This window comes from Streptomyces sp. NBC_00457 (assembly GCF_036014015.1).
Taxonomy (GTDB): Bacteria; Actinomycetota; Actinomycetes; order Streptomycetales; family Streptomycetaceae; genus Streptomyces.
This window is the reverse complement of sequence record NZ_CP107905.1, coordinates 1,813,761-1,826,180: the sequence shown is the minus strand read 5'-3', so window position 1 is coordinate 1,826,180 and position 12,420 is coordinate 1,813,761. Positions and strand designations below refer to the sequence as shown.

The following is a 12,420-nucleotide window of genomic DNA, read 5'->3' as shown; positions in this document are numbered from 1 at the left end:
TGTTGAATATGCGGCTCCGCCGCGCGGGCGCGACCAGCCACAACGAGCCCGCAGACGACCAACGGCCGAACGCGGCACTACCAGCGGAACACCTACGCCGCATCCCGCATCAGCTCGGCCAGGTCGTGGTCCAGGTCGAGCTGCAGGTTCTCCAGCCCGATGGGCACCAGCGCACTCGTCGCCGCCAGAAACGTGCGCAGCTCCTGCGAGCGGACATGCACGACAGCCGTGCCCTCAGGCGCGTGAAACTCCAGAACCGTGCGGTCGTACCCGTACGGCCGTATCCGTACGTCGCCGTGGCCCTCGGCGTCCTGCATGCCGGCCGCGAGGAGCTCGCGGGAGAAGGTCCAGCAGACGTCGACGCCTTCCAGCGTCGCCGGGGCCGGGAAGGTCATGCGGATGGCGAACGGATCGCGTCGGTCGTACTGCAGGGTGGCGGGAATGCTCGGCATCCGCGGTGCTGCGGCGACGAGACGTGCCTCGACAGGCTGCTCGATGACTGTGGACAACGCCTTGCTCCCTTATGACGACGGGACGGATTTCCGGGGATGAGGCCGGGCACTGGGAGAGACGACGGAATCAGCCAATCCGTGCACACGAATGCCGAGTGACCTCGGTCACTGCCTTCATGCACGGAAGCGACCTGGTGCACCTCATGTGCCCCTTGGGGAACGTGAGGCGGCATCCGACGCCGTCTGGACGGCACCGGGGCGGTGGACTAGCTTCGCCCGCCATGAGGCGCTTGGGGATCACGCGACGGGCCGGGGCCAGGGGACGTACGAGACGAGCGGTGTCGGTGGGGGTGGTGTGCGGGGCGGCGCTTGCGGTGCTGACGTGCGCCGGGCCCACGCGGGCCGGCGAGGACCGGGTACCGCACTGGGAGCTGAAGGACAGCGGCACGACCGACGTGCGGTTCCGGGGGCTCGCGGCGGTCAGCCGGAACACCGCCTGGCTCGCCGGGTCCAAGGGCACCGTCCTGAGGACGACGGACGGCGGCGCGAGTTGGCGGAACGTCTCGCCGCCGGGCGCCGCCGGGCTGGAGTTCCGGGACGTGGAGGCGTTCGACGCGCGCCGCGCGGTGGTGCTGGCCATCGGTGAGGGCGAGGCGTCCCGCGTCTACCGCACCGAGGACGGCGGGGCGACCTGGACCGAGTCCTTCCGCAACACCGACGCACGGGCCTTCTACGACTGCATGACCTTCTTCGACCGCCGCCACGGCCTCGCGCTGAGCGACCCGGTGGACGGCAAGTTCCGCATCCTGTCGACGAGCGACGGCGGGCGCTCCTGGAAGGTGCTGCCCGACACCGGCATGCCGGCGGCGCTGGACGGCGAGTTCGGGTTCGCGGCCAGCGGCCAGTGCCTGGTCGCCGCCGGTCCGAAGGACGTCTGGCTGGCCACCGGCGGCGGTGCCCGCGCGCGCGTGCTGCACTCGGCCGACCGCGGACGGACCTGGACGGCCACCGACACCCCGATCCCGGCGGGCGACCCGGCACGCGGCGTCTTCGCGCTCGCCTTCCGCGACCGCGCCCACGGCCTCGCCGTCGGCGGCGACTACCGCCCCGACCAGGCCTCCCCGCAGGCCGCCGCACGCACCGCCGACGGCGGCCGCAGCTGGCAGCCCGCGGCCCAGCCACCGCCCGCCTACCGCTCCGGCGCCGCCTGGCTCCCGTACAGCCGCAGCGCCGCCCTCGCGGTCGGCCCGACCGGCACGGACCTCACCACGGACGCCGGCCGCACCTGGCGGACCGTCGACACCGGCTCGTACGACACCGTGGACTGCACCCCCGACCTGGGCTGCTGGGCCGCGGGGGAGAAGGGTCGGGTGGCCCGGCTGGAGGGCTGACGCCGAATTGTGGGTACCCGGTCGTCGACCGACTGCGAGAGGAGTGAACTCCATGCCACGCGGTTCGAGCGACAAGCGGGAACGCCAGTACGAGCACATCAAGGAGAGCGCCCGGGATCGCGGTGAGAGCCCGGAGCGCGCCCAGGAGATCGCCGCCCGGACGGTGAACAAGGAACGCGCCCGGTCCGGCGAGTCGAAGCAGGCCAGCCGTACCTCGACCCAGGACATGTCGTCCGGCAAGCGCGGCGGTCAGCGGTCCGGCAAGGGCTCCCAGGGTCCCACCTACGATCAGCTCTACGAGGAGGCCAAGCGCCGCAACATCCACGGCCGTTCGGACATGAACAAGAGCGAGCTGAAGCAGGCACTGGGCGGCAAGTGAACCGGGGCCGGCGGGCGGCCGTACCCTCGTCCTCACCATGACGAGCGTACGCATCCCCGCCGGCTGGCCGGCGACCGAGGAACAGGCCCGTGCCGTCCAGGACGAGTTGCGCGAGCGAGTGGTGCTCGACGAGCCCGGACCGCCGCCCGGATCGGGGCGGGTGACCGGGGTCGACGTGGCCTACGACGACGAGCGGGACGTCGTAGCGGCCGCGGCGGTCGTCCTGGACGCGGCGCGGCTCGACGTCGTCGCCGAGGCGACGGCCGTCGGGCGGATCTCCTTCCCGTACGTGCCCGGCCTGCTCGCCTTCCGCGAGATCCCGACGGTCCTCGCCGCCCTCGCCGCCCTGCCGTGCCCGCCGGGCCTGGTCGTCTGCGACGGCTACGGCCTCGCCCACCCCCGCCGCTTCGGCCTCGCCAGCCACCTCGGCGTCCTCACCGGCCTGCCGACGATCGGCGTCGCCAAGAACCCGTTCACCTTCGCGTACGACGACCCGGACGCCCCGCGCGGCAGTACGTCGCCGTTGCTCGCGGGCACCGAGGAGGTCGGCCGCGCCCTGCGCACCCGGCACGCTGTCAAGCCCGTCTTCGTCTCCGTAGGCCACCGGATGAGCCTCGACAACGCCTGCGCACACACCCTCGCGCTGAGCCCCGCCTACCGCCTCCCGGAGACGACCCGCAGGGCCGACGCCCTGTGCCGCAGAGCACTGCGGCACGCGACGGCCTGAAGGGAACTCGGCCCAGCAGCGCAGGATCTGAGTACCCGGACTGAGTACCCGTACGGATGTGGCCGCAGTGTCCCGGTCGGCAGGGTGGGGTGCATGACGACGCACCGTGCAGCCCACCGTTCGCCCAAGCCCCTCGCCGACCCGAACCGACCGGTCGAGCGGGCCGTGAACGCCGCGCTGATCCTAGCCGTGGTGGCCGGGCTCGGCTGGATCGGCGGCATGATCTACACCCTGCTCGGGTGGTCGCTCTAGGACCCGTTCAGCGGGTCGCGGCCACCCGGAACGTGATGCCCGCGCCGCGCAGCCGTTCGGTCAGGGCGTCGCCCATCGCCACCGCCGTCGTGACCTGCCCGGCCGTCGGCGGAAGTTCGTCGAAGGCCAGGCACAGGGCCGACTCGGCGAACATCTTCGCCGTCTCGCCGTACCCGGGGTCGCCGCCCGCGACCTCGGTGAACACCCGCCGGCCGCCGCCCTCGCCGACGAAACGCACGGAGAACCAGCTCTTCGCCCGCTTCTCGGGGCCGGGCCCCTCCCCGGGCGCCACCCGGGAGGACAACCAGCGCCGCGCGGCCGGGACTTGGGCCGCCGCCATCATCGCGCCCGCGAAGGCGACCCCGCCAAGGGCGACCGGCAGATGCCGGACGGCCGCGTACTCGCGGTAGCGGAAGTCGGGTCCGTACCGCTCCAGGGCGCGCGCGGACCGCCGTACGATCTGCGCGTCGATGGTGGGCAGCGGGACCGCCCAGGCGCCGACCTCCCCGGCGAACCGGGGCGCACCCGTCGGCGCGGTCGCGCGGCGGCCCACCAGCCGCGGCTCGTGCCGGTTCCGGTCGCGTGCGGCGGCCGCCATCTGGCGCGCACGGGCGAACTGGTTGAGCGCGGAGGCGAAGGTGCCGCCGGAGAACATGGCGTCGGCGGTCACGAACGCGTCGACGGTCAGCGGCACCCCCTCCGGCAACTGCCGGACCGTGAAGTACGCCCCGAGGTCGTACGGGATCGAGTCGAAACCGCAGGCGTGCACCAGCCGCGCGCCGGTCTCACGCGCGCGTGCGTCGTGGCGGACGTACGTCAGGTCCACGAACTCCGGCTCACCGCTGAGGTCGATGTAGTCGGTGCCGGCGTCCGCGCAGGCGGCGACCAGTTCCTCGCCGTACGTCACATAGGGGCCGACCGTCGTCGCCAGCACGCGCGCGTGCCCGACGAGTTCGCGCAGCGCCGCCGCATCGGACACGTCCGCCTGGACCACACCGACCTCACCGGTCAGCCGCTCCCTCAGCCGCTCCAGCTTCTCGCGGTCGCGCCCGGCGATCGCCCAGCGCAGACCCTCGGGTGCGTGCGCGTCGAGGTACTCGGCGGTGAGGACTCCTACGAAGCCCGTGGCGCCGTAGAGCACGATGTCGTACGGGCGGTCCGCCCCGTTCAGCCTGCTCATGACACCCCTCGGTCCCGCAGCTCGCGCCGTTGTCAGTGGCCGAGGCTAGCGTGAGGAGTGCGCAGCTCGATGACCAGCCCGGAGGTGTGGACGGTGGCCGTGCCCAAAAATGCCCTGAAGAAGTGGGAGAAAGTGCGTGACTTCGCGGTCGGCCTGCCCGGCGCCGCCGAGGACTTCCCCTGGGGAGAGACCGTCGCGAAGGTCAACAAGAAGGTCTTCGTCTTCATGGGCGTCGCCGACGGCAGCTATCCGATGGGCATCACGGTGAAGCTCAAGGACGACGAGGCCCACGCCCATGCCCTGACCTGCCCCGGCGCCGAGCCCGCCGGGTACGGCCTGGGCAAGGCGGGCTGGGTGAGCATCCCCCTGGCGCAGCAGGGCGCCCCGGCGGCGGAGCTGCTGTGCGACTGGGTGGAGGAGAGCTACCGGACGATCGCGCCCAAGAAGCTCATAGCGGAGCTGGACGCGCGCTGACCGGCAGCTTGGCTAAGCGCTTGCTCGCCCAGGTCTTGTGTCCACCGGCACGCATTCTTAGCATCGCTGGTGTTACATCGGTTGTGTCATACCTCTGGGGGCTGGATGACGACGGCGTCACACACACCCGCAGCGGGCCCGCTCGGCGGCGTCCGCGTGGTCGAGCTGGCCGGGATCGGGCCGGGCCCCTTCGCCGCCATGCTCCTGGCCGACCTGGGCGCCGACGTGGTCCGCGTGGACCGGCCGGGCGGCTCGGGGCTGGCGATCGACCCGGCGTACGACATCACCAACCGCAACAAGCGCTCGGTGATCGTCGACCTGAAGTCCCAGGACGGCCCCGCCCGCGTCCTCGACCTCGCCGCGCGCGCCGACATCCTCATCGAGGGCTACCGCCCCCAGGTCGCCGAGCGCCTCGGCGTCGGCCCCGAGGCCTGCCGGGCCCGCAACCCGAAGCTCGTCTACGGCCGCATGACCGGCTGGGGCCAGGAGGGCCCCCTTGCCGACCGCGCCGGCCACGACGTCGCGTACATCGCGCTCACCGGCACCCTCGGCATGATCGGCGACGCGGACGGGCCCCCGGCCGTCCCCGCCAACCTGATCGGCGACTACGCGGGCGGCTCGCTCTACCTCGTCGTCGGTGTCCTCGCGGCGCTGCACCACGCGCGCGTGACCGGCGCCGGCCAGGTCGTGGACGCCGCGATCGTGGACGGCGCCGCCCATCTCGCCTCGATGATCCACGGCATGTTCGCTGCCGGAGGCTGGCAGGACCGGCGCGGGGCCAACCTGCTGGACGGCGGCTGTCCCTACTACGGGACGTACGAGACCGCCGACGGGAAGTCCATGGCGGTCGGCGCCCTGGAACCGCAGTTCTACGCCGAGTTCCTGGACCTGCTCGGCATCGAGGGGCATGCCGGCTCCCGCAAGGACATCGCGCGCTGGGGCGAGCTGCGCGAGGCGGTCGCCGCCCGCTTCAAGTCCCGTACGCGGGACGAGTGGACGGCCGTCTTCGACGGCACCGACGCGTGCGTGGCGCCCGTCCTGTCGCTGGGCGAGGCCCCGCGCCACCCCCACCTCGCCGCCCGCGGCACCTTCACCGACCACGGCGGCATCACCCAGCCCGCCCCCGCGCCCCGCTTCTCGGCGACGCCGACCGGCGTCCGCACCGGCCCCGCCCGACCGGGCGCCGACACGGCCGACGTGGCCCGCGACTGGGACGTACCCGACCTCATGAAGGGCCAGGAATGAAGCGGAAGATCTTCGCCCCGGAGCACGAGGAGTTCCGCGCGACCGTGCGCAGCTTCCTGGCCAAGGAGGTGCTGCCGTACTACGAGCAGTGGGAGAAGGCCGGCATCGTCTCCCGCGACGCCTGGCGCGCGGCCGGAAAGCAGGGCCTCCTCGGCTTCGCCGTGCCTCAGGAGTACGGAGGCGGCGGCACGCCCGACTTCCGCTACAGCGCGGTCCTGGCCGAGGAGTTCACGCGCGCGGGCGCCCCCGGGCTGGCGCTCGGGCTGCACAACGACATCATCGGCCCGTATCTGACCGGCCTGGCCACCGAGGAGCAGAAGCGGCGCTGGCTGCCCGGCTTCTGCGACGGCACGCTGATCACCGCCATCGCCATGACCGAGCCCGGCGCCGGATCCGACCTCCAGGGCATCCGGACCCACGCGGAGGACCGCGGCGACCACTGGCTGCTCAATGGCTCCAAGACGTTCATCTCCAGCGGCATCCTCGCCGACCTGGTGATCGTCGTGGCGAAGACGACACCGGAGGGCGGCGCGCACGGACTGTCGCTGCTCGTCGTCGAGCGCGGCATGGACGGCTTCGAACGCGGCCGGAACCTCGACAAGATCGGCCAGAAGGCGCAGGACACGGCCGAGCTGTTCTTCCACGACGTCCGCGTGCCCAAGGAGAACCTGCTCGGCGACCTCAACGGCGCCTTCGCACACCTGATGACGAACCTCGCACAGGAGCGCCTGAGCATCGCCGTCTCCGGGATCGCCGCCGCCGAGCACGTCCTGGAGCTCACCACGGAGTACGTCAAGGAGCGCGAGGCGTTCGGACGGCCACTCGCGGGACTCCAGCACATCCGCTTCGAGATCGCGGAGATGGCCACCGAGTGCGCCGTCACCCGCACCTTCCTCGACCGCTGCATAGAGGACCACGCGCGCGGTGAGCTCGACGCCGTGCACGCCTCCATGGCCAAGTGGTGGGCGACCGAGCTGCAGAAGCGCGTCGCTGACCGCTGCCTCCAACTGCATGGCGGATACGGCTACATGGCCGAATACCCCGTCGCCCGGGCCTTCACCGACGGCCGTATCCAGACCATCTATGGCGGGACCACCGAGATCATGAAAGAGATCATCGGTCGTGCCGTCCTCGGCTGACCCTCACCGAAAGGCTTACCAGTGAGCACCGAAGCGTACGTGTACGACGCGATCCGCACCCCGCGCGGCCGCGGCAAGGCGAACGGCGCCCTGCACGGCACCAAGCCCATCGACCTCGTCGTCGGACTCATCCACGAGATCCAGGGCCGCTTCCCGGACCTGGACCCGGCCGCCATCGACGACATCGTGCTCGGCGTCGTCGGCCCCGTCGGCGACCAGGGCTCCGACATCGCCCGGATCGCCGCGGTCGCCGCAGGACTGCCGGACACGGTGGCGGGCGTACAGGAGAACCGCTTCTGTGCGTCGGGCCTGGAGGCCGTCAACATGGCCGCCATGAAGGTGCGCTCCGGCTGGGAGGACCTCGTCCTCGCCGGCGGCGTCGAGTCGATGTCCCGGGTGCCGATGGCCTCGGACGGCGGCGCCTGGTTCAACGACCCGATGACGAACCTGGCCGTGAACTTCGTGCCGCAGGGCATCGGCGCCGACCTGATCGCCACCATCGAGGGCTTCTCGCGGCGGGACGTCGACGAGTACGCCGCCCTCTCGCAGGAGCGGGCGGCCACGGCTTGGAAAGAGGGCCGCTTCGCGCGGTCCGTCGTGCCGGTGAAGGACCGCAGCGGCCTCGTCGTCCTCGACCACGACGAGCACCTGCGTCCCGGCACCACCGCCGACTCCCTCGCGGGGCTCAAGCCGTCCTTCGCGGACATCGGCGACCTGGGCGGCTTCGACGCCGTGGCGCTGCAGAAGTACCACTGGGTCGAGAAGATCGACCACGTCCACCACGCGGGCAACTCCTCCGGCATCGTCGACGGCGCCTCCCTGGTCGCGATCGGCTCCCAGGAGGTCGGCGAGCGCCACGGGCTCACCCCCCGCGCCCGCATCGTCGCCGCCGCCGTCTCCGGCTCGGAGCCCACCATCATGCTCACCGGTCCCGCGCCCGCCACCCGCAAGGCCCTGGCGAAGGCAGGCCTGACGATCGACGACATCGACCTGGTCGAGATCAACGAAGCCTTCGCGGCGGTCGTCCTGCGCTTCGTGCGGGACATGGGTCTGTCCCTCGACAAGGTCAACGTCAACGGCGGCGCGATCGCGCTGGGCCACCCGCTCGGCGCTACCGGCGCGATGATCCTCGGCACGCTCGTCGACGAACTGGAGCGCCAGGACAAGCGGTACGGCCTCGCCACGCTGTGCGTGGGCGGCGGCATGGGCATCGCGACCATCGTCGAGCGCGCCTGATTCCCGGCGGAATCGGCGGAACCAACAGACTTCAACGGCTGCTACGGAGACCTGCCATGACACAGAGCACCACCATCCGCTGGGAACAGGACCGCACCGGCGTCGTCACCCTCGTCCTCGACGACCCCGACCAGTCCGCGAACACCATGAACCAGGCGTTCCGCGACTCCCTCGCCGTCATCACCGACCGCCTGGAGGCCGAGAAGGACTCCATCCGCGGCATCATCTTCACCTCCGCCAAGAAGACCTTCTTTGCGGGCGGTGACCTGCGCGACCTGATCCGCGTCACCCCCGAGACGGCACAGGAGCTGTTCGACGGCGGCATGGCGATCAAGCGTCAGCTGCGCCGCATCGAGACCCTCGGCAAGCCGGTCGTCGCGGCGATGAACGGCGCGGCCCTCGGCGGCGGTTACGAGATCGCGCTCGCCTGCCACCACCGCATCGCCCTCGACGCCCCCGGCTCCAAGATCGGCTGCCCCGAGGTCACCCTCGGCCTGCTCCCCGGAGGCGGCGGCGTCGTCCGCACCGTACGCCTCCTCGGCATCGCCGACGCCCTGCTGAAGGTGCTGCTCCAGGGCACCCAGTACAGCCCGCAGCGCGCCCTGGAGAACGGCCTGATCCACGAAGTGGCCGCGACCCAGGACGAGTTGATGGCCAAGGCCCGCGCCTTCATCGAAGCCAACCCCGAGTCGCAGCAGCCCTGGGACAAGCCCGGCTACCGCATCCCGGGCGGCACCCCGGCGAACCCCAAGTTCGCGGCCAACCTGCCCGCCTTCCCGGCCACCCTGCGCAAGCAGACGAACGGCGCCCCCTACCCGGCCCCGCGCAACATCCTCGCCGCCGCCGTCGAGGGCTCCCAGGTCGACTTCGAGACCGCGCAGGTCATCGAGGGCCGCTACTTCGCGGAGCTGGCCGCGGGACAGACGTCGAAGAACATGATCCAGGCGTTCTTCTTCGACCTCCAGGCCGTCAACTCCGGCGCCAACCGCCCCAAGGGCATCGAGCCGCGCAAGGTCAGGAAGGTCGCCGTCCTCGGCGCCGGGATGATGGGCGCGGGCATCGCGTACTCGTGCGCCCGCGCGGGCATCGAGGTGGTCCTGAAGGACGTATCGGCCGAAGCCGCCGCCAAGGGCAAGGGCTACTCCGAGAAGCTGTGCGCGAAGGCCGTCTCCCGGGGCCGTACGACCCAGGAGAAGGCGGACGCGCTGCTGGCCCGCATCACGCCGACCGCGGACCCGCAGGACGTGGCCGGCTGCGACGCGGTCATCGAGGCCGTCTTCGAGGACCCGGCCCTCAAGCACAAGGTGTTCCAGGAGATCGAGCACCTCGTCGCGCCGGACGCGCTGCTGTGCTCCAACACCTCCACGCTCCCGATCACCGCCCTCGCCGAGGGTGTGGAGCGGCAGGGCGACTTCATCGGGCTGCACTTCTTCTCGCCCGTCGACAAGATGCCCCTCGTCGAGATCATCAAGGGCGAGCGGACGGGGGAGGAGGCCCTCGCGCGCGCCTTCGACCTGGTCCGGCAGATCAAGAAGACCCCGATCGTCGTCAACGACTCGCGTGGCTTCTTCACCTCCCGGGTCATCGGCCACTTCATCAACGAGGGCGTGGCCATGGTCGGCGAGGGCATCGAGCCCGCGTCGGTCGAGCAGGCCGCCGCCCAGGCGGGCTACCCGGCCAAGGTGCTGGCCCTCATGGACGAGCTGACGCTCACGCTCCCGCGCAAGATCCGCACCGAGTCCAAGCGGGCGGTGGAGGAGTCCGGCGGCACCTGGCAGACCCACCCCGCCGAGGCCGTCATCGACCGCATGATCGACGACTTCGAGCGCTCGGGCCGCAGCGGCGGCGCGGGCTTCTACGACTACGTGGACGGCAAGCGCGCGGGCCTGTGGCCGGGCCTGCGGGAGCACTTCACCCGAGAGGGCGCGGAGATCCCCTTCAAGGACATGCAGGAACGCATGCTGTTCTCCGAGGCGCTCGACACGGTGAAGCTTCTGGAGGAGGGCGTGCTGACGTCCGTCGCCGACGCCAACATCGGCTCCATCTTCGGGATCGGCTTCCCGGGCAGGACGGGTGGCGTGCTGCAGTACATCAACGGCTACGAGGGCGGCCTGCCCGGCTTCGTGGCACGCGCGCGTGAACTCGCCGAGCGGTACGGGGAGCGGTTCACGCCGCCCGCGCTGCTGGTGGAGAAGGCGGAGAAGGGCGAGACGTTCACCGACGCGATGTGACAGAGCACAGCCGCTGAACGTGTCAGGAGGGTCCGCCTGCCTCTGACATCCCGTCCAGCCACTCCCTCAGCTCCTCCCTGAGGGAGCGCTGGAACGTCGTCAGCAGGGCCTGCACCACCAGCGGATGCATGTGTGCGGACAGCGACTTCACGTCCTCGGCGGCGCGCTCGGCCACGGCTTCGCGCAGCAGCCGCGACAACTCGTGCGCCGCCGCGCGCGAGTGCTCGATCAGCGCCGTGCGGGCCGCCATGATCGTCTCCTGGGACAGCGGTACGTCGAGCAGCTCGACGCCGAGGCGCAGCAGACCGGAGTCGACGCGGAACGCGCCGTCCTCGTGCGCGACGACGTTCATCGCCACGAGCCGCTCCACGTCCTGATCGCCCAGCGTTCGCCCGGCTCGCCGTTGCAGCTCCTCGCGCGTCACCGTCTCCACCGAATCCGGGGCCCAGGACGCCACTACGGCACGGTGGATGGCGAGGTCGTGCGCGCTCAGGTCCGGCGGCAGCTGGCGCAGGTAGCGTTCGATCGCGGCGAGGGTCATGCCCTGGGTCTGGAGTTCCTCGATCAGCGCGAGACGCGCGAGATGCTCCTGGCCGTAGTGACCGACCCGGCGTGGACCGATCACCGGTGGCGGCAGCAGCCCCTTGGTGCTGTAGAAGCGGACCGTGCGGACCGTGACGCCCGCCCGCGCGGCCAGCTCGTCGATCGTGAGGGTCGGCTCCGCGACGTCGGTGGGTTCGGTCGTCATGTGGAGCAGTATCGCTGTCTCACCAACACTGTGAAACCTCGGGACGCCCACTGAATGACCTTGGGTGAGCCGGTCAGCCCCGGGACGCGAGCGCCCGCAGCAGACACTCGGTGAGCCGTGCCGCGAGGGTCCCGTCGGGGTCGAGGCGTGGGTTGAAGATCGCGACGTCGAGGCCCATCGCGCCAGGCCCGGCAAGGGCGATGCCGAGCACCGCCTCCAGCTCCTCCCAGGACAGCCCGCCGGACAGCCGGTAGTCCACCGCGGGCATGACCGCGTCGTCCAGCACATCGACGTCGAGATGCACCCAGTACCCGGCGGCCCCACCGCCCGTGAGGAGATCCACCGCACGCCGTGCCGCCTCGGCAGCGCCCAGCTCCCGTACCGCGTCGAGTTCCATCGCGTGCAGCGCGTCCGGCAGTGGCTGCATCCCGAACACTGAGGCCTCCGCCTGGTCCCGGAAGCCCAGGGCGACCGCGTCGGCGTCCTGCACCAGCGGTCCCCGCCCCTCCAGATCGGCCAGGACGGCGGGCCCGCGCCCGGTGGCCAGGGCCAGCTCCATGGAGGCCACCTCGCCGGCCGGTTCCGCCGCCGGCTGATAGAAGTCGGTGTGGCCGTCGAGGAACAGCAGCCCGTGCCGCCCCCGCCGCCGCAGTGCCAGCAGAGTGCCGAGCAGCACGCTGCAGTCGCCGCCCAGCACCACCGGGAACCGGCCCTCGTCCAGCACCCCGCCGACCGCGTCGGCCAGCCGTACGGAGTAGTCGGCGATGCCCGCCGGATTCAGGACCTCGGTCTCCGGATCCCGCTCAGGGTCGTACGGCCCCGGTTCGACCCTGCCCGCCCGCACCGCGCCGAGGCCGTCGGCCAGACCCGCGTCGAGCAGTGCCCCGGGCAGCTCCTCGACGCCGGTCGGCCGCAGCCCCAGCACGGACGGTGCCTCGATGATCGCGACGTCCCGCACTGGAAGAC

At 71.7% G+C, this 12,420-nt stretch carries 13 protein-coding genes; 9 read left to right on the top strand and 4 right to left on the bottom strand.

Annotated features, from left to right (window positions below):
* Positions 1–92: 92 nt before the first annotated feature.
* Entirely contained in the window at positions 93–509 is a 417-nt protein-coding gene (locus OG828_RS08495) for an SsgA family sporulation/cell division regulator (RefSeq protein ID WP_328437352.1), read from the bottom strand.
* A 224-nt stretch (positions 510–733) separates the two neighbouring features.
* Between OG828_RS08495 and OG828_RS08490 the strand changes: the two genes are divergently transcribed.
* From OG828_RS08490 to mmpA, 4 genes are all read left to right on the top strand, one after another.
* Positions 734–1,843 carry a WD40/YVTN/BNR-like repeat-containing protein gene (locus OG828_RS08490; protein ID WP_328500684.1) on the top strand — a complete coding sequence of 370 codons (1,110 nt, stop codon included), beginning with the start codon at positions 734–736 and terminating at the stop codon, positions 1,841–1,843.
* 52 nt (positions 1,844–1,895) lie between these two features.
* The gene (locus OG828_RS08485; RefSeq protein WP_328351969.1) at positions 1,896–2,222 is read left to right on the top strand and encodes a plasmid stabilization protein; all 327 of its coding nucleotides are present in this window, start codon (positions 1,896–1,898) and stop codon (positions 2,220–2,222) included.
* A 37-nt stretch (positions 2,223–2,259) separates the two neighbouring features.
* A complete protein-coding gene (locus tag OG828_RS08480) occupies positions 2,260–2,949 on the top strand; it encodes an endonuclease V (protein ID WP_328500683.1) in 690 nt (229 codons plus the stop codon).
* A 93-nt stretch (positions 2,950–3,042) separates the two neighbouring features.
* Positions 3,043–3,201, top strand: a complete 159-nt coding sequence (gene mmpA, locus OG828_RS08475) for a morphogenic membrane protein MmpA (RefSeq protein WP_328351963.1) — start codon at positions 3,043–3,045, stop codon at positions 3,199–3,201.
* Between the two features lie 7 nt (positions 3,202–3,208).
* Here mmpA and OG828_RS08470 read toward each other — a convergent pair whose 3' ends face one another.
* The gene (locus OG828_RS08470) at positions 3,209–4,381 is read right to left on the bottom strand and encodes a saccharopine dehydrogenase family protein (RefSeq protein ID WP_328351961.1); all 1,173 of its coding nucleotides are present in this window, start codon (positions 4,379–4,381) and stop codon (positions 3,209–3,211) included.
* A gap of 69 nt (positions 4,382–4,450) precedes the next feature.
* Here OG828_RS08470 and OG828_RS08465 point away from each other — a divergent pair, with 69 nt between their 5' ends.
* From OG828_RS08465 to OG828_RS08445, 5 genes are all read left to right on the top strand, one after another.
* Positions 4,451–4,855 carry an MmcQ/YjbR family DNA-binding protein gene (locus OG828_RS08465; RefSeq protein ID WP_328351958.1) on the top strand — a complete coding sequence of 135 codons (405 nt, stop codon included), beginning with the start codon at positions 4,451–4,453 and terminating at the stop codon, positions 4,853–4,855.
* Positions 4,856–4,960: 105 nt separating this feature from the next.
* Complete coding sequence (locus OG828_RS08460; protein WP_328500682.1) at positions 4,961–6,100, top strand: CaiB/BaiF CoA transferase family protein; 1,140 nt, start codon at positions 4,961–4,963, stop codon at positions 6,098–6,100.
* Positions 6,097–7,239 carry an acyl-CoA dehydrogenase family protein gene (locus OG828_RS08455; protein WP_328351952.1) on the top strand — a complete coding sequence of 381 codons (1,143 nt, stop codon included), beginning with the start codon at positions 6,097–6,099 and terminating at the stop codon, positions 7,237–7,239. Before OG828_RS08460 ends, OG828_RS08455 begins: the two co-directional genes overlap by 4 nt.
* Positions 7,240–7,260: 21 nt before the next feature.
* Entirely contained in the window at positions 7,261–8,475 is a 1,215-nt protein-coding gene (locus tag OG828_RS08450) for an acetyl-CoA C-acetyltransferase (RefSeq protein WP_328500681.1), read from the top strand.
* 56 nt (positions 8,476–8,531) lie between these two features.
* A complete protein-coding gene (locus tag OG828_RS08445) occupies positions 8,532–10,706 on the top strand; it encodes a 3-hydroxyacyl-CoA dehydrogenase NAD-binding domain-containing protein (RefSeq protein ID WP_328500680.1) in 2,175 nt (724 codons plus the stop codon).
* A 22-nt stretch (positions 10,707–10,728) separates the two neighbouring features.
* On the opposite strand, the gene OG828_RS08440 is transcribed toward OG828_RS08445, so the two are convergent.
* Together OG828_RS08440 and OG828_RS08435 are read right to left on the bottom strand one after the other, a co-directional pair.
* Positions 10,729–11,454 carry a MerR family transcriptional regulator gene (locus OG828_RS08440; RefSeq protein WP_328351943.1) on the bottom strand — a complete coding sequence of 242 codons (726 nt, stop codon included), beginning with the start codon at positions 11,452–11,454 and terminating at the stop codon, positions 10,729–10,731.
* A 73-nt stretch (positions 11,455–11,527) separates the two neighbouring features.
* Positions 11,528–12,412 (bottom strand): arginase family protein, encoded by an 885-nt coding sequence (locus OG828_RS08435; RefSeq protein WP_328500679.1) that lies wholly within the window; start codon positions 12,410–12,412, stop codon positions 11,528–11,530.
* Positions 12,413–12,420: the final 8 nt, after the last annotated feature.